23 protein-coding genes are annotated in these 25,109 nt (G+C 31.2%); 11 read left to right on the top strand and 12 right to left on the bottom strand.

Annotated elements, in window-relative coordinates; translation table 11 throughout:
* Positions 1-17: 17 nt before the first annotated feature.
* A complete protein-coding gene (locus PXD04_RS20010) occupies positions 18-497 on the bottom strand; it encodes a DUF6398 domain-containing protein (RefSeq protein WP_323736577.1) in 480 nt (159 codons plus the stop codon).
* 111 nt (positions 498-608) lie between these two features.
* Complete coding sequence (locus PXD04_RS20005; protein WP_323736576.1) at positions 609-3,968, bottom strand: DEAD/DEAH box helicase; 3,360 nt, start codon at positions 3,966-3,968, stop codon at positions 609-611.
* Between the two features lie 623 nt (positions 3,969-4,591).
* Here PXD04_RS20005 and PXD04_RS20000 point away from each other — a divergent pair.
* From PXD04_RS20000 to PXD04_RS19990, 3 genes are all read left to right on the top strand, one after another.
* Positions 4,592-4,810, top strand: a complete 219-nt coding sequence (locus PXD04_RS20000) for a hypothetical protein (protein ID WP_323736575.1) — start codon at positions 4,592-4,594, stop codon at positions 4,808-4,810.
* A 740-nt stretch (positions 4,811-5,550) separates the two neighbouring features.
* A complete protein-coding gene (gene ltrA / locus PXD04_RS19995; protein ID WP_323736574.1) occupies positions 5,551-7,161 on the top strand; it encodes a group II intron reverse transcriptase/maturase in 1,611 nt (536 codons plus the stop codon).
* Positions 7,162-7,199: 38 nt separating this feature from the next.
* Positions 7,200-7,919 carry a transposase gene (locus tag PXD04_RS19990; protein ID WP_323736573.1) on the top strand — a complete coding sequence of 240 codons (720 nt, stop codon included), beginning with the start codon at positions 7,200-7,202 and terminating at the stop codon, positions 7,917-7,919.
* Positions 7,920-8,205: 286 nt separating this feature from the next.
* Here PXD04_RS19990 and PXD04_RS19985 read toward each other — a convergent pair whose 3' ends face one another.
* Entirely contained in the window at positions 8,206-9,009 is an 804-nt protein-coding gene (locus PXD04_RS19985) for a DUF4013 domain-containing protein (RefSeq protein WP_323736572.1), read from the bottom strand.
* A 192-nt stretch (positions 9,010-9,201) separates the two neighbouring features.
* Here PXD04_RS19985 and PXD04_RS19980 point away from each other — a divergent pair, with 192 nt between their 5' ends.
* Positions 9,202-10,530 (top strand): hypothetical protein, encoded by a 1,329-nt coding sequence (locus PXD04_RS19980; RefSeq protein WP_323736571.1) that lies wholly within the window; start codon positions 9,202-9,204, stop codon positions 10,528-10,530.
* 348 nt (positions 10,531-10,878) lie between these two features.
* Here the strand turns inward: PXD04_RS19980 and PXD04_RS19975 are convergent, their stop codons facing one another.
* The 3 genes from PXD04_RS19975 to PXD04_RS19965 form a co-directional block, all read right to left on the bottom strand.
* The gene (locus PXD04_RS19975) at positions 10,879-12,180 is read right to left on the bottom strand and encodes an MATE family efflux transporter (protein ID WP_323737485.1); all 1,302 of its coding nucleotides are present in this window, start codon (positions 12,178-12,180) and stop codon (positions 10,879-10,881) included.
* Positions 12,181-12,308: 128 nt separating this feature from the next.
* Positions 12,309-12,530: a hypothetical protein gene (locus PXD04_RS19970; protein WP_323736570.1), complete on the bottom strand. Its 222-nt coding sequence runs from the start codon at positions 12,528-12,530 to the stop codon at positions 12,309-12,311.
* Positions 12,520-12,813, bottom strand: a complete 294-nt coding sequence (locus tag PXD04_RS19965) for a nucleotidyltransferase family protein (RefSeq protein WP_323736569.1) — start codon at positions 12,811-12,813, stop codon at positions 12,520-12,522. The genes PXD04_RS19970 and PXD04_RS19965 overlap by 11 nt, the downstream gene beginning before the upstream one ends.
* 368 nt (positions 12,814-13,181) lie before the next feature.
* Between PXD04_RS19965 and PXD04_RS19960 the strand changes: the two genes are divergently transcribed.
* On the top strand, positions 13,182-14,462 hold the full coding sequence (locus PXD04_RS19960; RefSeq protein WP_323736568.1) for a transposase: 1,281 nt from the start codon (positions 13,182-13,184) through the stop codon (positions 14,460-14,462).
* 865 nt (positions 14,463-15,327) lie between these two features.
* Here PXD04_RS19960 and PXD04_RS19955 read toward each other — a convergent pair.
* Positions 15,328-15,597: a type II toxin-antitoxin system RelE family toxin gene (locus tag PXD04_RS19955; RefSeq protein ID WP_323736567.1), complete on the bottom strand. Its 270-nt coding sequence runs from the start codon at positions 15,595-15,597 to the stop codon at positions 15,328-15,330.
* Between the two features lie 4 nt (positions 15,598-15,601).
* A complete protein-coding gene (locus tag PXD04_RS19950; RefSeq protein WP_323736566.1) occupies positions 15,602-15,832 on the bottom strand; it encodes a hypothetical protein in 231 nt (76 codons plus the stop codon).
* 127 nt (positions 15,833-15,959) lie between these two features.
* Here PXD04_RS19950 and glmU point away from each other — a divergent pair, with 127 nt between their 5' ends.
* Positions 15,960-17,252 (top strand): bifunctional sugar-1-phosphate nucleotidylyltransferase/acetyltransferase, encoded by a 1,293-nt coding sequence (gene glmU, locus PXD04_RS19945; RefSeq protein ID WP_323736565.1) that lies wholly within the window; start codon positions 15,960-15,962, stop codon positions 17,250-17,252.
* A 24-nt stretch (positions 17,253-17,276) separates the two neighbouring features.
* Here the strand turns inward: glmU and PXD04_RS19940 are convergent, their stop codons facing one another.
* Genes PXD04_RS19940 through PXD04_RS19925 form a run of 4 tightly spaced genes read right to left on the bottom strand, consistent with a single transcriptional unit; the run spans position 17,277 to position 19,054 of the window.
* On the bottom strand, positions 17,277-17,873 hold the full coding sequence (locus tag PXD04_RS19940; protein WP_323736564.1) for a hypothetical protein: 597 nt from the start codon (positions 17,871-17,873) through the stop codon (positions 17,277-17,279).
* Positions 17,874-17,878: 5 nt separating this feature from the next.
* Positions 17,879-18,472, bottom strand: coding sequence for a hypothetical protein (locus PXD04_RS19935; protein ID WP_323736563.1), 594 nt, complete (start codon positions 18,470-18,472; stop codon positions 17,879-17,881).
* A complete protein-coding gene (locus PXD04_RS19930) occupies positions 18,462-18,734 on the bottom strand; it encodes a hypothetical protein (RefSeq protein WP_323736562.1) in 273 nt (90 codons plus the stop codon). Before PXD04_RS19930 ends, PXD04_RS19935 begins: the two co-directional genes overlap by 11 nt.
* Positions 18,731-19,054: a hypothetical protein gene (locus tag PXD04_RS19925; RefSeq protein WP_323736561.1), complete on the bottom strand. Its 324-nt coding sequence runs from the start codon at positions 19,052-19,054 to the stop codon at positions 18,731-18,733. The genes PXD04_RS19930 and PXD04_RS19925 overlap by 4 nt, the downstream gene beginning before the upstream one ends.
* Positions 19,055-19,397: 343 nt before the next feature.
* On the opposite strand from PXD04_RS19925, the gene frhA reads away from it, so the two are divergent.
* From frhA to PXD04_RS19900, 5 genes are all read left to right on the top strand, one after another.
* Positions 19,398-20,672 (top strand): coenzyme F420 hydrogenase subunit alpha, encoded by a 1,275-nt coding sequence (gene frhA, locus PXD04_RS19920; protein ID WP_323736560.1) that lies wholly within the window; start codon positions 19,398-19,400, stop codon positions 20,670-20,672.
* A 20-nt stretch (positions 20,673-20,692) separates the two neighbouring features.
* Positions 20,693-21,169 carry a coenzyme F420-reducing hydrogenase, FrhD protein gene (gene frhD, locus PXD04_RS19915; RefSeq protein ID WP_323736559.1) on the top strand — a complete coding sequence of 159 codons (477 nt, stop codon included), beginning with the start codon at positions 20,693-20,695 and terminating at the stop codon, positions 21,167-21,169.
* Positions 21,170-21,229: 60 nt separating this feature from the next.
* Positions 21,230-21,982, top strand: coding sequence for a coenzyme F420 hydrogenase subunit gamma (frhG, locus tag PXD04_RS19910; RefSeq protein ID WP_323737484.1), 753 nt, complete (start codon positions 21,230-21,232; stop codon positions 21,980-21,982).
* Positions 21,983-21,997: 15 nt separating this feature from the next.
* Entirely contained in the window at positions 21,998-22,894 is an 897-nt protein-coding gene (gene frhB, locus PXD04_RS19905) for a coenzyme F420 hydrogenase subunit beta (protein WP_323736558.1), read from the top strand.
* Positions 22,895-23,625: 731 nt separating this feature from the next.
* Positions 23,626-25,074 (top strand): ATP-binding protein, encoded by a 1,449-nt coding sequence (locus tag PXD04_RS19900; RefSeq protein ID WP_323736557.1) that lies wholly within the window; start codon positions 23,626-23,628, stop codon positions 25,072-25,074.
* Positions 25,075-25,109 lie beyond the last annotated feature (35 nt).

The raw sequence follows: 25,109 nt of genomic DNA, 5'->3' as shown, positions 1-25,109 counted from the left end.
AAGATCCAAGCAAAGCTTTACTTAAATTTTTTTTCATGCATTATCCTCATGGTATCACCAATCATTTGTAACATCATCCTGTTTTGTGCTCCGCGAAGAGTTTTTTCATTAAAATCATTGGTTCTTACATTACTGTCTAAGATGTGTTTTGTTGAAAATTCCTTGTCACCCATTTTTAAGTTTAGCATCTGACGAATATCTCTTGCCTTATTTGATGTTGTGGATTTTTTGGTTTTGAAATATTTGCATATATCATCAGGTGTAGCATAAGGTTCAAAGTTCTTATCAAACAGATAATTTATTTGGCCAATAGCATACACTATACCGCTAGCCCAATTTTCGAGCTTTCCTCGTTTAAATGGCACATCATGTTTTCTTCCCAATTTATGCACTAATTTTTCACATAATGCTTTATATTCTGAGTTTAGTTCAGCATCACAAAATGCGTTAGTCATTTCAATTAATTTCTTTTCTTTTTCTTTAATTTTATCAGACATAAAATTTAAACCTCACTAAATAATTGATAATGTAAAGTATTGATATTGAATTATTATTATAGAATAATTTCATTAATCAGATATTATTGTTAATACATAGGTTGTAGTTATTTATAGTCTTAATTTTAACAGTTCTTTCAATTCTTCATTTGTCAGTTCGGTGATGAATGTTTTATCTGTACTGATTGTTTTGTTTGCTAGGTCTATCTTGTTTTTAACCATTTGATCAATGCTTTCTTCAAGTGTTCCTTTTGTAATGAAACGGTATACCATCACATCATTTTCTTGTCCTATACGATGAACACGGTCTGTTGCCTGGTTTTCCACTGCAGGATTCCACCATAAATCGTAATGAATGACATTTTGTGCGGCGGTTAAGTTTAATCCTGTTCCACCGGTTTTAAGAGTTGCAACCAGTATTTTGTAATCAGGATTTTCCTGGAAAGTGTCGATGATTCGGGATTTTTCTTTTCGTGAGAGTGTACCATGTAAAAACAGTACTTCTGTCTTGAATTTTCGTGATATTAATTCTTTTATTATTTTACCCATTTCTACGTATTGTGTGAATATGAGCACTTTTTCATTCATATCCAGGATATTTTCCAGAAGATTAGCTAATAATTCCATTTTACCGGATTCGTTGATTTTCATCTTTTCATATTTTAGGTATTGTGCTGGATGATTACATGTTTGCTTTAATGCGGTTATTAATTTTAGGATACTTCCTTTTCTTTCAATACCTTTTGTGTCGATTATTTTTTCGAAATTACCTTTTAAGAGGTTATTGTATAGGTTTACCTGTTTTTTTGTGAGGCTGCAGTAGATGTCGTTAACAAACTTTTCTGGTAGTTCGTTTCTGATTTCATCATCACTTTTTAGTCTTCTCATAACAAAGGGTTTGGCTATTGTTTTAAGATTGTTTAATGTTTCTTCATCACCTAATTTTTCAATTGGAGTAACATATTTTGTTTTAAAATCTTCTAAGCTGGACAGGTATCCTTTATTAACGAAGTCAAATATTGACCAGTAGTCTGTTAATCTGTTTTCTACTGGTGTACCTGTTAATGCTATTTTATTGAATGCGTATACTTCTTTGATTGCGATTGTTTGTTGTGTGCTTGGGTTTTTGATGTTTTGAGCTTCATCCAGTACACAGATGAACCAGAACTCATTTATGAACATTTCCAAGTCAGAGCGTATTATTGCATAGGATGTTAATATGATATCGTAATGTTGTGTGGGAAAAATTCTGTTTGTTCCATGGTATATATAATATGATAATTCTGGTGTGAATTTCTCTATTTCTCTCTGCCAGTTTGATAGTAATGTTGGTGGAACAATTATTAATGATGTGTTGGATTCTAATTGGCTGTTTTCCTTAAAGTATAGGATGGCTGCTAATACCTGTAATGTCTTACCTAATCCCATGTCATCTGCGAGGATGCTTCCGAAACCGCTTTTAATGTTCTGTATTAGCCATGAATAACCAATCTTCTGGTATGGTCTTAACTTTCCCTTCAATGTTTGTGGTTGTTCATAGATATTTGATGTTTTAATTAATTTCTTAAAATTTTCACTTAATTTAAATTTTAAGCCAATATATTCTTCGAGGATTGCGTACTGTAGTATTTCATTGCTTTCATCTTTTTGTAGAAGTGTCCATGTGTATTGTTTTATATGACGGAATGATGGTCCATCAACGAGGTAAATTTTATCTTCTATTTTTATGATTTCATTCATATCATCTGTAATTGTATCAAAATGTTTTAGCTTGATTTCAGTATCTTCCAATCTTATTTTCCAATAGTAATAGTTTTTAAGATTCTTTAGTTGAAAATCATCTGTTTTAGTCTTGATATCTAAAATCAGGTCTATTTTGCTCCCGATAATTTGGAATGGTTTGTTTAATTTGACGTTGATGAGGGGCAGTAAATTTATTATGTTGTTGTGGAAGATTATGAAATCTTTGTTTTTTAATCTGATTTTTTCGTATATTGTGTTTTTTATTTTATAATAGTTGAATAAATCATATATTTTACTGATATTTTTGAGTTCATCGAGGTTAGCCTCTGTTATGTTTTTAATAGTGTCTTTTTCTCTTATTTTTATTTCAATACAGAAATTTTCATCGATGAACATTTCATAGGAGTATGTTTGTTCATTTAAATAGAATACTGATAGTTGTTTTGATATATTTTCAGCAGTAATCTGATATCGGTCATTTTCCCTGTTTAATTTCTCTCCGGTGAATAATTTAAAGACAACATTACTGATATATGGATAGTCTTTAATTTGATTTTTTTGAACTGTGTATGTTATTAAAGCATTCATGAACAAACTGATTAATATTATGACCTGATTTTGATTTGAAAGAGGTTCATTATTTAGGGTAACCAGATTATCCGGACATTTACCATAATATTTTTTACAATAGTTTATGACATTGCTACTATAGAATGATGGAATCCAACGTATATTATATGATTTTTCAGTTTTAAAAATTTCGGGCATAATCGAATAATTTCTGACTAATGTATATGTTAATTCCAGTAACTGCTTTAAAAAGATTATTTTTTCATTACACTTTATACGTGTAATGTTTATTTCATTTAAGAAAGTGAATAGTTTCTGCGAATTATTGAACTGATCAGTATTGGTTATGTTGTAATCATCATCAATATTTATATTTACCTCGCTTTTAACATCCCACTTTTCAAGGAGATGCTTGTCCTTTTCTTCTATTGATTTAAACTCCACCATATCTTCATTATCATAATTCACATATAATGTGGTCATGTTATTTTTTGTTATATTATTAATTTCCTCGTTTAATAATTCGAACAATTCATTATATATAAAATCAAAACTGGTATTAGGGTTTTCCATGTTTTTTAGTAATACCTTGTTTGCATCATGCAAGTTTATTAAGTTTACATCATCATTTACTGTTTTAAATTTAAATTCCAGAATATCATCCAATGTTTTAACAGGGTATGTGATTGTCCGGGTTAAATTTAATCCTCTGATTTTAAATATTAGAAAATTATTTTTCATCAAACGTTTATTGAATTCCTTTAGAATAGATAAAACATCAATTAAATTCTCTTCTTCATCATCATATGAACATTCTATTTCAAGTTCATCCAGAGATTCCGGTAAAATTTTAATTTCTGTTCTTAGTAAATCGTCTGGTAAAGTCTTGTTTATAATCTTAAACCTGTTAATGGGGTTTTCATCTATAATCTTATTTAACTTTTCCAGCTCATCATCATCAAATGTTTTGAATTTAATTTTAATCCTGTTACTATCATATTTTCCATGACTGATATATCCGCTCAGAACATTCTCCTTAATCTTAACACTATGTATATTCTTATAGGTGTGTAACTCCTTATTATGATCATACAGGTAATAATAGTCATATTTTTCCTTAAAATATTGTTTAGAAAAGTTTTCAAACCAGTCCATCATAATATCACATCCACCCCATATCCTCATTATATAATTAATAAACTGTTTACATTATGGCTAATAATCATTTAATTATAATTTATTCTAGATATAATCATATTTGTATATTCCAAATATTAACCATTCAATGTCCAAAACCCTATTTTATTTTGAAGTTGTAAAATTGTATAGGCTTTTTTGCAAAAAAAATTTTCAAGTTTACTATTTTTTTTCTAAAGTTTTATAACTTTAATTTTATAATCAAAATAAATTCATTATTAAAAATAGCATATTTAAAATATTAGTTATTATTTCATGAATTTGAATTAAAATTAGCGTTAAATATATATTTAAAAAGAGATAGATAAGTATATATGCAAACTAAAAACGAATCTATCTCTAATAATAGTATACATTTCATTCAACTTAAACTTTTCGATTTTATGGATGGAAAACCTACTTTTAAAAAAACTTTAAATAAAAAATTAAATCAAGAATCTCATTATCTAATGATTATTCTCTAGAATTAAATGAAAATAACACGTTTAAATACATTAATCCTGAATGTCCTAAGTGTGGTTCTCATAAAATAATTAAAAAAGGTACTATAACTAAGAATAAGCAAAATATTCTTGGAAAATCTGTTGAATTTAAAGAACAGCAATATCAATGTAAAAGTTGTAATAAAAAAGTTTGGAATTAAGAATAAAGCATTATTTGATGATGATAAATACTTTTTTAAACAAATTACAGATAAATTACCTGAAATAATGAAAAAAGGATATAATTCATTAAGAAAAATAAAAGCTTATTTCAAAATATTCTTAAACATAGATATATCTCATACTACAATTAAGAATTGATTAAAAATTGATGAAAACATACTAATAATCAATGAAAAAGCAAAATATAGTGGTTATTACCTTTATGATGAACAAGTGCGACAAGAAATTATCTTCTTTGCTTCGCAGTCAGTACAAGAGACCGATGATTATCATTGGTTGTTCTTGTTAACCTAGGTTATGGTGGTTATTCTCGCTCGAAACTGCACTTTCTGGTAACGGGGGGTGTGGGTTGCATGAGAGTTAAGTGCCTAATTAATTTTCGAAGTACTCGGAAGAAAGTTAAGGGCTAGAGAAAGAATCAATAATGGCTAATACTAAGAAATTTTATGAACTTCTTTAAGCATCACAACGTATAATTATAGGAATGAGTACTGGTAACCCTATGAGTATTGTAAATCCTTGGTGAGGCACGGTTTTGTTCACGTGTCATCCATTCATAACCCAATAGTTGATTTACTGGTGTAAAAGAAGAGCCTAAGTTGAATTTATTCGTATCTGACAGAAGATAAACTTGGTAAGCCCAGCAATTGGTCCAAATTGTACTAGTCAAGTGATATGTTACAAGTTTGGAAGGCTACTGCGTGAGCGGATGCTGATAATCCTTGTTGGGTAAAGGATGTTAAGAAAGCTAATGCCCCTACTATTGTCGAAAGGCACATAGGAAATAGAAGCAACTTTATAACTATGGGGGGATATGCCCACTTTAACAGGTGTATTAATTGAACTTTGAGAAAAAGATAGGAATATTTTACTTGTGTATGGTAAATCAGATAAGGGAGGAGGTGTTAAGAATTATTAATGATAATGCTGAAAATGTAGTTCATGTTGAAAGAGGTAAGGATATGGATGTTCTTACTTATGCGGAATTACATGAGTCTCAACTTGAAGAAGAATGGGAAGCGATTCCCTGGACTCAGATTGAAGAGCACATCTTCGATTTACAAACACAAATATTTAAAGCGGTAAGAGAAGGGGATTATCGTAAGGTGCGTAATTTGGAATCTTTGTTGATGAAAAGTAGCTCAGCTATCCTTTATGCTATCAAAAGAGTCACTCAATTCAATAGAGGTGCTAGAACAGCTGGTATTGATAATATGATTATCACTACTAAGGCTCAGCGTCGTGCACTTTACTATAAACTCCTTGGTACAAACATTAATGATTTTGATGTTTTACCAGTTCGCAGAACTTATATCAGGAAGTCGAATGGGAAGAGAAGACCTTTGGGTATTCCTACCATTACTGATAGGGTTCTGCAGATGATTGTATATTTGGCACTTGAACCTCGTTTTGAAGCTGTGTTTGAATCAACTAGTTATGGATTTAGACCTTTGCGTAATGCTGGTCATGCTATAGCTAAAATACATGCTTTTACTAGGGGGTTAAAGCGTCCTTGGATACTGGAAGGTGATTTTAAATCATGTTTTGATACATTGAGTCATGACTGGATAATAAAACAGTTGGGAAATTTTCCTGCTAAAACTATTATTCATTCATGGCTTAAAGCAGGTTATATGGAAGATGCTATTTTTCATCCATCTGATGATGGAACTCCTCAAGGAGGTATAATTTCACCATTGCTTGCTAATATAGCACTTGACGGGATGGAAAAAGCACTTGGAATAACATACAAGAAAGTATACAATAAAACAAACAAGAGAACATCATATGTCAATAAATCACGATACGTGATGATAAGATACGCGGATGACTTCATAGTACTATGTAAAACAAGAGAAGACGCAAAAGAAGCATTAAATCTACTGAAACCATATTTAACAGAGAGAGGACTTGAACTATCACCAGAGAAAACACTGATTACACATATCAAAGATGGATTTGATTTTCTAGGATTTAATATCAGAGCATACAGAGACAACAAGAAAAAGGGATTCAAAGTACTAACAAAACCATCTAAGAAATCAATACAAAACTTGAAGAAGAAACTAAAACTACTATTCAAACTACACAAATCCAAACCCATAGAAGAACTTATTAAGAAAGCAAACAATACAATAAGAGGAACAGCTCACTACTGGCGTCAAACATCAGCATCAGAAACATTTAACAAAATAACATACTACCAATGGCAATTAACACGCAAATACCTAAAACGACGACACCCCAAAAAGCCATGGAAATGGATACTACAAAGATATTTCCATCCGGACATCTTCCGACAACATAAAGACAAATACATACTAACCGATCCAGAAAACCATAAAACTCAACTAATCAAAATGTCTTGGTTCAAAATAAATTACTCAAGACAAATAAAATACAAAGCCACACCATATGACCACCAATTCAAAGAATATATACAGAAAATATGGCATAAAACACCAATCGAAGTACTATACGACAAATAAACTCGCTTTAAACCTAACTTATTCTCTTAATATCAGATATGCTTGAGCCGTATGTCGGGAAACTGACACGTACGGTTCTTAGGAGAGAAGAGGGGAGCAATCCCCTCGACTTATCCGACTTTTTAAGTTTAAACGGAAAAAAACATTATAGATTAACTATTTATGACTCAGTTTATGAGATTCCAATAAGTGAAAAAATAGTCAAAAACAGATCACCCTCAGTAATTAAACAGTTTATCAACGAATCCCTTCAAAATAAACCTAAAATAGCAATAACAACAGATTTATATCCAATGTACAGAAATATACTTGATGATTTAAATATTAAACAACAATTATGCATAGTACATCTAAGAAGAACAATATACACCAAACTAAAACGATACAAAAGAAGAACTAAATTAACAGAAGAAGAAATAGACAAAATATATGCTAATGCTAAAGAATTTACCGAAATATTTCACGAAACAAACTATTATAGAGCAAAACAAAAATATGAAAAATATATAAATAGGTACGAAGAAATTCCAGAAGTATTACAACAATTCATGGAAAAACACGTCATTAATTTCATAGACCGATACTTATTATACCTTAAAGACCCCCAAATAGAAAAAACATCCAATAAACTAGACAATTACTATAGAAATACTGATCCAGAAATAATTAAAAAACGATACAAAACTAGAAATGGAATATTAAGCCATTTATATTATCAAATGATAGATTGGACTGATAAAAAAGAAAAAATGGTTTAAGCCTATAAAAATTTACAGCCTCTATTTTTTAAGGATTATCATAGCTGACCTAAATTAATTTTTGAAGGAAAAAAAGTATTAGATCCCTGCAGAACTTTGGTTTATAAGAATATTTTATGGTTTTTATTCCAAATTTAATGTATTTATTTGGGAATTGATTCAAAAAACATGCATAGATTGTGCAAGATAGGGGAGGTGTTCTTTGAATAATATGTGATTTTGAGCCTCTCCCTCTTATAGAAGGAGAGGTTCATTTTTTCCCAGCTTCTTTTTTTTTGACTTAATATTATGTGTTAGCATACAATAAACCGATAGCTCTAAATACGAATAAGAGCATAAATGGTAAGCCAAGATAGATGCCTATGAAAACGCCGATATATGGGATTAATCCGACTAGTCCGATGAGGGCTATGATGGCTAATGCAATTAGGTATATTGCAATTAATGTAACAAGAATTTTTACAATTCCTATTTTTCTCATGTCATTTATTATTTCAATAAATCTTAGACCTTCGGTACCGCTTCCTGATTTTGCAAATCTGACCATTGCCGTAAAGGATATGAATGAAAATATGATAAATAATATGATTGCAACAATTAATGTTACGGTTAATGCATTATAGAATGTGTTCATCAGTGGTTTTGGTATTGCTGCCATGATCATGGTTAAATTGGTTGCACCATTTATTATTGCCTCAGTACTGTTGTCTACGATTTTAGTGAATGAAGTGAATAGTCCTGTTGCTGAAGCTACGAGTATGGCTATGATTAGTGGTATGATAAAGTAGATTAAGTCTAAAATCATTGCTTTGACTCCGATGACGAAGTGTTTCACATAGTCGAAATCGGGGAGGATATCTTCACCTTCAGTGCTGCATTTAATAACTTCGATTAGGTATCCTAGTACTATGAATAAGACTATTAAAGTGACTAGTGCTAGAAAGATGGATAAAGTTTCATTATTTATGCCGTATGATGGAATAACTGTTGATAATGTCATTAGAATAATTAAAGCACAGAATATTAAAAATTTTCGAGTATCGCTTATAGGATATTTGATGGCATCCAGTATATTTTCACGCAAATTCATAATTATCACATAAATTGACTGCTTGATAGATATATGTTTTTAAACAATAGTATTTAAAACTTAAAGTATTATAATTTAAAACATTTTAACTTATCTAACACAATATTTAATGTTTGAATTAAATATAACCGATAATTACACTAAATTTTAATATAATGGTAATAATATAAATTAGTAATAACGAGGCATATTATGAACAAAAAAGCAGTTACCTTGATTTTTGTTATATTAATTTCTTTTTGTTTTATAAGCATTGCCGTAGCAGACAATGCCACACCTGATGATAACAATACAACACATAAAGATAAACATGATAAAAAACAGACAAAAGAAAAGAATACAACAGTCAAGAACAAAACAACAGAGGATAATAAAACAGACGATAATAAAACAGAGGACAAATCAGGGAACTATATTCTAGCCATGGGAAGTGGAAATAGTATCAGATTTAGTGACGGCTTTATAGGATTTATTCTGGATTATTCAAAACCTGCTGCAAAAAGTGGAGATAAATATAAACATGCCTCTGCATCAAAGGCCGGCAATTCAAACCTGCTCAAGCAGGCAATAATCGAATGCTACAAACAAAACAGGGCAGGATCCGTTGGGAGTGTAGTCTCAAGTATTGTTAAAAGTGGATCATCCCCTATAAAAATCAGTACCGAAATTTCCAACAAAAAAATAGGTGACCACGAAGTAGTTAAAATAAACAATCATACCGAAGCTGTTTTTGATTTTGAAGTTTTACAATCAGCATCAGGTAATGAATCAGATTATTTTGCATATAAAGTATCATTGAGAACAATCAGTGCTGATGGAAACATAGCTCAGACCAATAACATGACCAATGCAACCAATATAACCAATGCCACTAATGTAACCAATACAACCAATGCTACCAACATGACCAATGCAACCAATATAACCAATGCAACCAATATAACCAATATGACCAATGCTACCAACATGACCAATGAAACATTACTAATGGAAGCATACGCTTATTTACTGTTACTTGCCGATTCACTCTATGAAGCATGGGAACCTATCCTACACACAATGATAAAATACGAAATGATGTTTATCTATGCATTGGAAGAAATGGTAAAGATGGCTGAAAACTACATGAAGGAAATAACTACCTTGATGTATGCACTTAAAAAACTATTAATCATGCTTGAATCAGTATGGAAACAACTTAATGGGCTTTTAAAATTAATTACAATCATACTTAACAGGATACAACAGCTTTTAAACCTAATTGGATTGATATTGAAATTCCTAGCTGGAATTATATCCGCAATCATTGCATTTATACAGCAAATATTAGGATTGCTGTTTGCCATAATAAATTTCCTTTTAGGATTAATCAACCAAATATTGGCATTTATCCAAGCCATCATAGACTTCCTAAAAGCAACAGGCAGTTACCTCTTGAAAGTAATAGAAAACGGAGCAATCATAATCATATCATTCGTTATTATTACAATCGGAGCATTTATTTACAACAGGAAAAGATGATCTTCATCTTCTATTCCTTTCTTATTTTATTGGAGTACTTGACATAATCTTTTTTTGTAGTTGGATAATACTTTTTTTATCTTTTTGAGAGGTGCAACAAATCCCACACTAGAAATAAATTTCATATACTTTTGCATAATACGATAATGATATTCAATTCTATACTTACCATATTCAAATACCAATTTACTTGTTCCAAAAATTAACCATAGTCATTTTAACCAATGATAGAGATTTCATTCAAAGAATAATACATTCTTTTTTTAAATATTTTTTAAAAATGTTAAGTCTTTAATTATAAATCCCACATATTCTTTTAGATACAAATTATATAGAAAAAATTAGTTATTAGGTGTTTAACCTAATTAGTCTGTTAATATAGGTGTTTGCCCATATTGTGGTCACTATACTTGCTATTATTTGTCCGACTACTATTCCATACCATACTCCGTGTTCTCCCATACCCAGTACCAGTGCGAACAGGTATGCACAGAGTATGCTGAATACTACATTTCTTAGCAGTGTCTGTACCATTGCAGTTAATCCTTTTCCCACTCCCTGGAAGAGGAAAGTTGATGGTGCACCAAACGCCATGAACAGGTAGTATAAGGTCATGTTTCTTAGGAAGTCAGTCATTGTTCCTGCCAAGTGTGCACTTCCCGCACTATATGAGAAGAGAACTACTATTTGTGGCGCGAATATGTATATTATTGCCCCGGTCAGTATTGCTATTAGTAAGGCTAGTCTCATACTGTACCTGTGGGCCAGTTTTATGTTTTCTAGTTGTTTGGCACCATAGTTTGCTCCTACTATGCTTACTAGTGCTGTAGATATTCCGATTATCGGCATTGTTCCTAGGCTTACTACTCTCCATCCTGTTGAGTATACTGCTACTGCATCGGTACTTGCTACCATGGTGAGTATTGTTGATAGTACTGTTATTAGTATTGATGTTAGTAGTAGTTCCAGGCTTGCTGGTATTCCTACTTTTAGTATGTCGTAGCTGATTTTCTTGCTGAATTTGAAGTTTGTTTTTGTTGGTTTTATGTATGTGTCTTTTTTTATGTAGAACCAGTAGGATATTATTAGTATTACTAGTGCTGATGAGAGTAGTGTTGCTAGTGCTGCTCCTTTTACTCCCAGGTTTAATGTGTATATGAATATTGGGTCTATTATGATGTTTAATATACCGGATATTGCCATTGCTACCATTGTCCTGTTCACGTCACCTTCTGCTCTTAGTATTCCGTACATTGCGTTTGGCAGTACGAATAGTATGGATCCGGCAAACATTATTTGTCCATAGTCTAATGCGTAGTTTAATGTGTTTCCGGCCCCCATCATGGTTACTAGTGGTTTTAGTGCCAGTAATAGCAGTACTGTTATTATTAATGAGATTATGGTGGTTAGTATTATTACGTGTAGTCCACCATTGTCTGCTTTGTCTTTTCTTTGCTGTCCTATGTATTTTGATAGTGCGCTTGTTGCTCCTCCTCCGAGTCCGTTTCCTAGTCCTACCAGTATGAGGAATAATGGTGTTACAAATCCTACTCCTGCTAGTGCATCACTTCCTAGTCCTGCTACCCATGCTGCGTCGGCTAGGTTGTATATGCTTACTAGTAGCATGGATATTATTAGGGGTATGCTCATTTTTCGCACGGCTATTCTTGGGTCTCCGAGTATTGTTTTTACTCCCTTTGTTTTTGCATTTTCTGTTATAATTTTACCTCCCAGTAAGTTATTTTATAAGTTAATTAAATTTCAAAGCAGTATTACCATTACATACTCATCATTTCTTTTATGAATTCATTGTCTTTTTCAACATATTCTTTTTCATATAAATTTTGTATTCTGTTCCAATAATTATGCTGAATATGTACTTGATAATGCTCATTTGTCATATAAGTTTCTTTATTATCCCCAAAATATTCAATATGGCTTTCAATTTTATTACAATAATGAAGAATTAATTCTAATGTATGCTTTTCATCAACGTTCATATAGTAAAACCTCATCTTTTTTTATTTTTTTAAGAAAATCCTTATTTGAAAAATCATTCGTGATTAAATCTACAGAACACTCAAAAACTTCTTCTAATTTATGTAATAAAGATGAATATTTAATATACCTCATAATCCCCCCCGTATCCATAATTAAGTCAATATCACTATCATTTGTAGCAATACCTTTAGCATAAGAACCAAAAAGACGTAAATTTAATAAGTTATATTCTTTAGCAAGAGGTGTAGTTTTAGATTTTATTTCATCAATTGTATATATCAACAAAATCACCTTTAATAATATTATATTTTTATTCCATAAGTATCTGACATAATTATCTTTTTATTTGTTTTTGTAATACTTTTTATCATTTTGACTTTTTTTGTTTATTATTATATTTATTTGATTATGGGTTTTATATTAGTTATCAGTTCCCCTTTTATTTGTTATCATGTCTGGATTACATTTATATATGTGTTTGTATAGAATATTATTATAAAATCATAAGTTTATTCAATAATTTTATAAATTATAAGTATATTTTATATTTTATGTTATTGTTTACTCTTTTATGATTTTTTTTTATAAAAGTTGAAATTGGGGTGAATTTTTTTTAGTTATTTGTTATGTGTGTTGATGATAATTTGTATTTGACTAAGAGTATTCTGGTTCGTGGGCTTTCTAAGAAGCAATTTAATGTTTTAGTGGATATTTCATCTAAACTTAATGATTTAAGAAATTATACTGTAGAAACAACCCATTTAATCAAAAAAAGTGATGAAAAACATTATAAAAAAATAAATTATAAAACCATTATTAATAAAGTTAAATCTAAATATGGTGATGTTTATTCTTTTATTCAAGCTCATTTGGCAAATGCTGCTATTAAAAAGCATGTGGGTTCTTTTAATGGGTATGTTGCATTATTGAATAAAAAAATTGATAATGAATTTGATCGGGAGGTTAATGGTCCTAAAAAGCATGATAATCGTTTACATAATATTATTATACCGAAAGAGTCTATAACCTCTTCTAAAAAGAAACTTGCGGAGGGTTTTATTGAATTACCTCTTAGTAGGAAATATAAGAAAGAATTAGATGATGTGAAATGTAGGCCTAGGATTAAAATTCCGGAGGATATACGTGATAAAAAGATTATTCAGGTGGAAATTATACCAATAGATAATGGTAGAATGTTTAAGGCAAACTTTACTTATCAAATAGAAAAAGAACCACTCGGTTTGGATAAAGATAATGTTATGGGTATTGATTTGGGTGTTAATAATTTTGCAGCTCTGGTTACAACGGAAGGGACTCCATTTATTGTGGACGGGAGATTTCTAAAAAATCAAATAGCCTTCAAAAGTAAAAAATGTGCACATTATCAATCAATATTAAATAAACAAGGTCTAAAAAAATCACAACGAATAATAAAGATAAACACCAAGTTTAAACAAATACAAAACAATTATTTAAATCACGTCACTCGGTTTATACTAAGTATATGTGAAAAACAGGATATTGGTACAATTGTTCTCGGATATAACAAGGATTTTCAAAACCAAAGCAATATGAGGCCACCTCAAAATCAAATATTTGCACACATGGCATTCAAAAAATTCAAAGAAAAACTAGAAAACAAATGCAAAATACACGACATAACGCTAATAATTCAAGAAGAATCATATACCAGTAAAAGTAGCTTCCTAGACAACGACATACTACCTAAATACCGGCCAAACAATAACAAATCTTATGAATTCAAAGGAACAAGAATAAAAAGAGGACTATACAAAACGAGTAAAGGAAAACTTATCAATGCCGATGTAAATGCTGCTGCCAATATTATACGTAAATGTAAGCAGAAATTCCATGTTGAACGACTGTATAAGTGGGTCCAGTACGCTCCAAGTAAAATTAAACCCGTTTAAACATTTTACTAAAAAAATTATGATTATGTCATAATTCTTTTGTAATAATTGTTAGTTTGATTTTGCAAAGACAATTATTATTTTTATAAGATTAAAAGGATTATTCCATGGGAGTAATACTTTTTTTTCTATCAAAAATAATTTTGTCAAGTACTCTTCATAACTAATAATTTTTCATAATGCTTTCTTAATGAGGGTTATCTTGATTAACATGTATAAAATTAATCAGGGAATCCATAAGTGATAATTCATTTGAACCTCTCCATCTTGTAGAAGATGAAGATCAGTAGGTTATAAGTTATAATAAACTTAAATTTACCAAGCTACCCCCCACATCTCACCAGTTCTTAATATTTTTCATTTTTGAATTCTGCTACAGCATTGTTGATTTTGAAATTAGATAATCTTTCTTTTGTATTTTTTGCTTGTTTTGAATTTTATCCCACCATGTATGGAGGTAGTTTGATTTTATATCCATGTATTCAAATACTATGATTGTTATTTTGTAATCTAAACGAGTATAGTGTATGTTTTTTAGCCTTGAATTTAGGAAAATCATCATTTTCTTTGAAAAAATTATTAAATGTTTGAACCAAATCTCTGAGTACTTGTTTAGGCTGGTGTATTAACACTTTTTAAGAAAAGAAAAATTAATTGTATAAACTGTAAAAATTGTGTTGAATCTGTAACGTGTTTGATGAAGATTATCATATGATTCATGCAATAATTTATATCTTTCTAATAGGTTCCATGTTAAACGTGCATTAGCAATTATATTGATGGATAAGTTGAATATTGTTCTTCAGCATTTTCATATGATTTCTACAGAGCCCCAATGGGATTACTATCTTATCCAAAAGTTTGATTAATATTTTTTATAATTGTTTCTACATGAAATTATTGATACTATTTCTATATCCTTTTCTGAAATGAAAAAGATTATTCTATAATTTCCAACTCTGGCACGTTTGCATTGTGGACATTTAGAACTTTGTAATTGTTTGAATTGATAATCATGTGGATTTTCTTTTATTTCATCATATTTATGTAATATACGTTCCAATAATTTTTTATCTTTGTTATGTTTTTTACGAAACTTAGTAGCTTCTTTGTGTTCGTATATTGAATAACTCATAATTTTAACCTAATTTTTTTAATTCGTCTTCGATATTTAATTTATTTGTATCAGAATAATCCCCGTTTTCAAATTTTTTTACTCTTCGATTAAATTCTTTTGCTTCTTCGTCAGTGAATTCTTCATTTGATTCATCGATTAAACGTTGAATTATATCATTATAAGTATCATTTTTATTTCCTTTTAATCCTAACTGGTAATGAACACTATCACTTACTTTAATTGTTTTTGACATTAATATTTCCTCCAGTAATACTTTTTATAATTATTATACTATTTATACTTATTATAATCCCATGATAAAACTCTAAATATGTTAACATATAAAGATATTACTAAGATAACATTTTAGGTGACTATTAATGAAAGCAGTTATATTAACAGCTGGTGAAGGAACTAGGATGCGTCCTTTAACCACGACACGACCAAAAACTATGCTAATTACTGGTGGAAAACCATTAATACAATACAATATTGAATCTTTAAGAGATGCAGGTATCAAAGATATTACATTAGTAGTAGGATATAAGAGAGAAGTGATTGAAGAATACTTTGGTGATGGTAGCGAGTTTGGTGTTAACATCAACTATGCAATCCAGGATGGGCAGCTTGGTACTGCTCATGCTATTGGTAGTGCAGAAGAGTATATTGATGAGAGTTTCATCGTGCTTAATGGGGATATTATTGTTAGTTATGATCTTATCCGTAACTTGATTGAAAAGTATGCTACACGTACAAGTAATGATGTTAAGAGCGTGCTCACCCTTATTGAGGTGGATGATCCTTCCAGTTATGGTATTGTAAGTACCATGAATGATAAAATTGTTGAGATTGTTGAAAAGCCTAGTGTTGAGGATGCACCAAGTAACCTTGCTAATGCAGGTATTTACTTGTTCAGTACCGAGATTTTTGAGGCTATTCATGAAACTGAGTTGTCTGAACGTGGAGAGTATGAGATTACTGATTCATTGGAGATTGAATTAGGTAAGGGTTATGAAATTCTTGGCCTTATTTCCCGTGAGCCTTGGATGGATGTTGGTAGGCCTTGGGAGTTACTTAAGTCCAATGCTGATTTCCTTGAAAAAATGGAAGATGATATTCAGGGTGAGATTGAGGAGAATGTTACAATCCATGGTCCTGTTCACCTTGGTAAGAACAGTATTATTCGTAGTGGATGTTATATTCAGGGCCCCGTGTTTATTGGGGATAACTGTGATGTAGGTCCTAACACTTATCTTAGGCCTAATGCCTGTCTGTGTAATAATGTTAGTGTAGGTAATGCTGTTGAGATTAAGAATAGTATTATTATGGATGGTACTAATGTTAGTCATTTGTCTTATGTTGGTGATTCTGTTATTGGTGTAGATTGTAATCTTGGTGCAGGTACTAATCTTGCTAATCTTCGTTTTGATGATGGTCATGTGAAGGTTACTGTTAAGGGTGAACGTGTTGATTCTGGTCTTAGGAAGTTAGGTGCTATCTTTGGGGATAATGTTAAGACTGGTATAAATACTAGTGTTAATCCTGGTGTTAAGATTGGTAATGGTTCTTTTATTAATGCTGGTTGTGTGATTTATCAGGATATTGATTCTTTCTCTTTAGTTACCACTGAGACTAATTTAATTATTAAAAAATTAGAGAATGATGAAGAATAATATTTTAGTATTATTCTTCTTTACTTATTTTTCGTAATCTGTTATTATTGTTGTTGTCTGGTTTTCTGTTTTTGTTGTTGTTATGTTTTTGTTTGATGTGTATGCTGGGTTAATGTTTATGTAGTGTACTGTTTCGTGTGTGTTATTGTTTTGATTATTGTTTGTCATGATTGTTTCTAGGTTGTTGTTTTCGTTTATTGTGTTTATTATTTCTTCTCCGTTGAATGATAGTAGTAGTGTGATTGTTACTAGTGTTATGAGAAACATTGTTGCTGCATGGTCTTTTTTTGTATCGTTTTCCAGGTAGTTTTCTGGTCCTGTGAATGTTGTTTCTCGTATGGGGTATATTAGTTTGCATCCGTTCTTGGATAGTAATGCTATGAATATTGATGATGTGTATCCTGTTATTAGGGGTATTGTTATGTGTGGGTTTATTATTAGCAGTATGCTTAGTGGTATGTAGTGTATTAGTGTGTGTTTGTAGTTTTTTGGTAGTAGTATGTTTAGTTGTGATGCGAGTATTGTTATTATTAGTCCGTATTCCAGGTTGGGTAGTGTTAGTATGTATGATATGGTTGAGTATAGTATTATTGATGTTAGTATTTCGTTTATTTTGGTCATGTTTATCATTTTGTGAGGTAGTATATTGTTCTGTACATTAGTAGTGTGAACCAGAGTCCGCTTATTATGTATCGTAGTGGGCTTAGTTGTATTCGTAGGAATAGTAGGAGTATTAAAAAGGATAAGAGTAGGAGTATTGTGTTGTTTATGTTTATGCTTTGTGATCTGTTGTTCTGGTATTCTTCTTTGTTTAGTATTATGAAGTTGTCTAGTAGTTGGTTGTCTATGAATTCTTTGTCTTCGTTTATGTTTGCGATGAATTGTATGTTTTCTTGTTGTATTAGTTCTTTGTAGTTTTCTAGTTCTCTTCGTGTTAGTTGTTCGAAGTTGTTTATGTATATTATTGTTTTTGTGTGTTTTGTGTTTTGTTTTATGTCTTCTATGATTTGGCTTATTGTCTTGTTTTTTGTGTCTTTTTTGTTGCTGGTTTTGTTTAGTATTTGTTGGAATGCTACTTTTCCTTTTTTGGGTGTTGATATGTATATGGACTGGTACTGTTTTTTTAGGTTAGTGTATGTCTTGTATAGATCCTGTTTGTATAGTAGTATATTGTTGTTGTTTTCTATTTGTTTTATGATTTCGTTGTGGTTAGTTTCCATTTATTATTTCCAGTTCGTATTTTTTCATTTTAAAATCATTTGCTTGTTCCATTCCCTTGTATGTTATTATTATTTTGTCGCCTATTTCTGTTAGTTTCATTAGTGAGTCTAATTGTTTTTTACCCCATACTTCTACTATTTTGTTGTTTGTTTTTATTTTGTATAAGTTGCTGTTGTATTTTCCTATGTTTTCTAGTTTTTCTACTAGTGTTCCTTCGAGTGATTCACCTTCTTCCGGCATCCATGTGTTATTGTTGTTCATTTTTCTATTCTCCTTTCTATTTTGTATTTTTTCATTTGTCTGTTGTTTTTTGTTTTTTGTATTCCGTTGTATGTTATTCTTATGTAGTCGTTTATTTCTATTTCTTCCATTAGCTCGTCGAGGTATGTTTTTCCCCATATTTTTATTTTTTTGTGTTTGTCTGTTTCTATTGTGTATATTATTTGGTTATTGTTTTGTCTTATGCGTATTAGTTTGCCTTCTATTTTTTCTCCGATTTCTGGGTTCCATGTGTTTACTTTTATTTGCACCCATTTGGAGTCTGGTTTTTTTTCTTTGTATTTTTTGTTGAGTATGTTCAAATGTTTTTTCCTCCCCTTTATTTTTTTTGGTGTTGTGGAATACTTCTTTTTGTATTCCTGTTTTTTATTTATGTTGGAGGTATCAATGTTTCCTGAAAATCATATATATCGTTAAACGATATATTCTTAAAATATAATAATGTATAATGATAAAATAAAAGATAGTGGGAAATAGAATTCCGTCAAAAAAAAAATTTCATTAAAAAAGAATAAAGAAAAATGGAATCACAAGAAAAACAAATTTTTAGAAAAAAACAAGACACATACTTTAATAAATACAAACAAAATAGAATATAAAAAGAAAAACATTACAAAAAGTAATAGAACATAATAGGTGATTTATATGAGTAAAACCATTACCATATCCCCAACATCAAGACAAGAGGGACATGCAACCTTATCACTAGAAGTAGATGATCAAGGAATAGTAACAACAGGACGTTACTACAGTATAACACCAGTACGAGGAATAGAAAAAATGGTCATAGGCAAAAGACCAGAAACAGCACCAGTACTAGTACAAAGAATCTGCGGAGTATGCCCAGTAACACACACACTAGCATCAGTAGAAGCAATAGACGACTCATTAAAAATAGATGTGCCAAAAACAGGAAAAATACTAAGAGAAATATGCCTAAACGCACACATAATAAACAGCCACGCAATACACCACTTCCTAGTAGCACCAGACTTCGTACCACAAGAAGACTACAACCAAATAGTAAAAAACGTCTCAGAAATACGAAAACAAGCACAATACGTAGAAGACGTAATAGGCGGAGAAGGAATCCACCCATCAGACATAAGAATCGGCGGAATGGCACATAACATAACCAAAAACACAAAAAACAAGATAAAAACCAGAATCTCAGGCCTAAAAGGACTACTAGAAAAACACGTAACACAAATGGCAGAATACATAGAACAAAAAGAATTCCCAGAAAACCTAGGAGTACACGCACAACCAGTACTAGCAACAAGCAACACATACGGATCCAGACAAAACATAAACCTACAAAGCATAGAAGAAATCATGCCAAACTCATGGTACACAGACAAATACACACAACAAGAAGACGAAGAATACCAAGAAGAAACCAAGAAAACAGCCAAAAAAATAGGAAAAACAGCATGCTCACAAATACCACTATACGAAAACACACCAGTAGAAACAGGACCAAGAGCAAGAGCAGACAAATACAGAAAATTCAAAGACAAAGGAGTCAAAGCACAACACATGGCAAGAGCACAGGAAATGCTTAACGCAGCAGACTGCATAATAGACCTCATAGACAAAGTAGACCCATCAGCACAAACAATGGCAAAATACACCCTAGAAGGAACAAACCGCCTAGGAGTAGGAGTAATAGAAGGACCAAGAGGAACAAACCTACACACAGTAAAAATATCCCCAGAAGGATACATAACAGACTACAACGCAATAGTACCAACCACATGGAACATACCAACCATGGGACTGGCAACAGAAGGAACACACTACAAATACGCACCAGACGTAATAAGAGCATACGACCCATGCCTATCCTGTGCAACACACATGATAGTAGTAGATGACGAAAACAAAGAAGTAATAAAAGAAGATATGGTTCAACTATAAAACAACGAAGGGAAAACCACATGTCTTACAATCATGAGAATCTAATAGTCGGATGTGGAAACATACTATACGGTGACGACGGCTTCGGACCAGAAGTAATAAAACACATAAAAGAAAACAACATAACATTCAATGGAGACACATGTGTTATTGACGGAGCAACAAGCGCACCACACTACATATTCACACTACCACAAGAAAAATGGAAAAACATAATAATAGTTGACATTGCATCACTAAACACCACACCAGGAACAATAAAAACACTAAACCTAGACCAGGTACACGAAGAAGAAAGATACATGGACGTACACGGACTATCAGCAACATACCCCCTACACGACCTAAAAGACAAAATAAACATAAAAATCATTGCAATACAACCAGAAAATGTTCCCGACGAGATGGAAATAGGATTAAGCAATACACTAACAGAAAAAATTCCACAAACAATAGACATCATCCATGAAGTCTTAGATTCCATGCTACAAGAATAATATTATGTTTTAAAATAAAAAGAAGGGGTGAAGACCTTGTTTGAAAAACTTAGAAATATAATGAAAACAGAGGATAAAAAAGAAAAGAAAACAACAAAAGCTCCTAAAAGTAATGGAAAAAAACTTAAAATAGGATACATCCACCTATCCGGGTGTACAGGAGACCTGATGTCATTCACTGAAAACTATGACGAACTAGCAGACCTGCTTAACGCAGTAGACATAGTATACGGTCAGACACTAGTAGACTGCTGGGAAATGCCAGAAATGGACATAGTCCTAATTGAAGGATCAGTATGTCTCGAAGACGAACATTCAATAAAAGAACTTAAAGAAGCAAGAGAAAAATCAAACCTACTCGTAGCACTAGGATCATGTGCATGTACGGGAGGATTCACAGTATACGCTAAGGGAGGACAACGGGCACAGCCACAACACTCATCCTTTTTAGCATTACAAAGACTGGTTAAAGTAGACATGGCAATACCCGGATGTCCACCATCACCACAAATGATTAAAAAAGTCATACTAGCAGCAGTAAACAATGACATGGACTACCTTGCACCATTCATGAAATTCACAGAAAACAAGGATGCATGCGGATGTGACCTGCAGAAAAGAATAATAAACCAGTCCATTTGTATTGGATGTGGAGCCTGTGCAGCAGCATGTCCTACAAGGGCAATGACAATGAAGGATGGAAGACCATCATTCAACTGTGACAGATGTGTAAAATGTGGTTTATGCTACTATCAATGTACACGTAGCTGGTGGCCAATAGACCAAATTAAGAAAGAAATGGGATTAGAATAAGGGGGAGTAAAGCATATGATACAAGATTCAGTCCTCGGACCACACCAGGAGATAATAACAGCAAGAGCAACCGATAAAAAAATATTAAGCAAATCACAAGATGGTGGAATCATAACCGCACTACTCGTATATGCTCTTGAAAAGAATATAATTGATGGAACAATAGTTGCAGGAGAAGGTGAAGAAGCATGGAAGCCTGAACCTATCGTTGCAACAACCAAGAAGGAAATTTTAAAGGCGGCTGGTACAAAGTATACTATGTGTCCTAATCTTGCAATGATTAAAGAAGCAACTCGTAGTTATGGTCTTGAAAAAATTGGAACTGTTGGAACACCATGCCAGGTTATGGGGCTTCGTAAGATGCAGGCTTATCCTATGGGTCTTAGAAATGTTATGGATAAAGTTGCACTTGTAACTGGTATTTATTGTATGGAGAATTTCCCTTATGATTCATTGAAGGCTTTTATTCAGGATAAGGCTAATACTGTTCCTGAGAAGGTTACTAAGATGGATATTTCCAAGGGTAAATTATTCATCAGAACTGCTGATGATGAAACTGCAATTCCTATTAAGCAGACTCATGGTTATGAGCAGAGTGGTTGTAAATATTGTATGGATTATGTTGCAGAGTTATCTGACTTTTCTTGTGGTTCTGTTGGGGCTAAGCCTGGATGGTCTACTGTTATAAAAAGAACGGATGTTGGTGTTGAACTTATTAATAGTGCTGTTGATGATGGTGTTTTAGAAGTTACTGAGACTAATGAAGGTAAGTTTGGTCTTGAAATGTTAAGAAAATTAAGTACTAATAAGAAGAAACAGCGTGTTAAGAATGTTGATAAGGCATTGGCTATGGGACTTGAAGTTCCTTTCACACGTTCTGATCTTAAGGAAGATATTTTGGAAAACAGGTAGTTTTCTTTTCTTGTTTTATTTTTTTTAGTTTTGTTGTTGTTTTATTTTGGGTTTTGTTGTTTTTTTTGCAATGATTAAATTTTTAGGTATACCAAAACCTTTATATACTTTTGAGTACAACATTTAATTGACTAAGAAATTTAGGTTATCCTAAACCTATAAGCCATATAATCTTAGTCAAAAAAAACCGAGTTAAAGAAAAAAAAATAAAGACTATGCAAACATTCAAAAATTAAAAGAAAAAAACTATTACTCCTACAAATACAAAAAAATAGTTAAAAAAAATTAAATCACCTATTATAAAAAAAACAACTTTTAATAAGAAAGACACAGTCTAAAAAAAAACTTAACTCACCACTCCTTATTAAAAAAACATAATATAACTTGTAAAAAAAATATAAAAGAAAAATAATAAAAACTCCCTAAAAACAAGCTCAAAACAACATCCTAAGAGCAAAACAATGAATTATTTTTCTTTTATTAACAATTCTATTTCTAAGAAAAAAACACTCCACACCAAAAATACAACACTTATTCTATAAACCACCTAAAATTAAACTTTACACTCCAATATAAAACATACTAAAATTTCTTCCACACATTTTATATGGATAAATAAATAAATATTTATTCAATAAAACAGTATTTTTACATAAATTTTTAAGTAAAAAAATACTAATTTTAATCAAAAATTTAAGTAAAAACAAAAATATTAATAGGTGTGTATCCACATGGAAGACCGAAACCAAATACTTTCAAATTATATCAACGAAAACCTAATAGAACTGCCCCTAAAAATAAATGAAAAAACATCACACAACAACCTAAAATATAAACATAGAACAGAATTCAACGAATTAAAAACATACATCGACAATTTCCTAGACAATATAGAAGATGAACGCTTCATCGTCCTACCAGGCATAAGAGGAGTAGGAAAAACAACACTACTCTTTCAAACATACAATTACTTACTACGAGAAAAAAATGTTCCATATAACCAAATATTATACCTATCCTGTGATGATGTAAATGATTTAACAAACTGCAGCATCCGAGAAATTACAGAAATATATCTGAAAAATCATCATGATACAAACATAAGACTTTTGGAGAAAAAAATATTTTTATTGATTGATGAATCACAATATGACAAAGATTGGGCATTATCCGGAAAAATCATCTATGACCGTTCATCAAATATTTTCATGATTTTCTCAGGTTCATCAGCACTCCATTTAGAATACAATGCAAATGCAGCAAGAAGATCACATACCTCTGATATTCGTCCATTAGATTTCCTACAACATCTCAAACTAAAATATAAATTAAATATAAAACATAACACCACCCCACTAATGAACATGTTATTAAAAGGAGATATTGAAGAATGTCTGGAAAAAGAAAAAGAATATCAGGATACAATAATGAGTAATTACGAGTTTAACCACCTTGAATGGAATAATTACCTATTGTATGGAGGATATCCAATCTACTTCACAGAAAAAAATACTATAAAAATTAGGGACAAAATAGTTAAAATGACCAAAAAAGTAGTTGAAACAGACATGCCCCATATTAAGAATATTTCAGAAGAAAATAGAACAAATGCAAATAGAATTTTACGTCAACTAGCCTTAAATGAATCAGCAGATATTTCACAAAATAAGCTCTCAAACATATTAAATACTGCGAGCGGAAATGTTAAAACCACACTAGAATTACTTGAAAAAACACATTTAATATTCCATTTAGAAACATATGGTTCATCATCTAATCGTAACAGAAAAGCGTGGAAATACTATTTTGCAACTAGCAGCATAAAATATGCATTATCAAGTTATATTGGCAGCATAACTAAAGATAAGAATAAAATTGAAGGAGTCTTACTTGAGAACTTAGTTGCATCAAAATTACATGAATTATCTGATTACAATTATAATTTTTCATTATATTATGATGGTGGAAAAAAATCAAATGTTGACTTTATACTTTGGCATGACGTTTATGGAAGTATACCAATAGAAGTTGGACATGGCCGAAAGGATAAACGACAGGTAGTAAATGCTATGGAACATTATAATTCAAAACATGGCATCATAATATCAAATAAATCAAATAAAATAGAAAAGGATGAGAACATAATACATATACCACCCCAAACCTTTGCCTTACTATAACACACGAGCAAAGAGCAATCAAATATTTTCAATTT

It is taken from the genome of Methanosphaera sp. ISO3-F5 (assembly GCF_034480035.2).
Lineage (GTDB): Archaea > Methanobacteriota > Methanobacteria > Methanobacteriales > Methanobacteriaceae > Methanosphaera.
The sequence above is the reverse complement of the archived record's forward strand: the minus strand, read 5'-3'. Positions and strand labels throughout refer to the sequence as shown.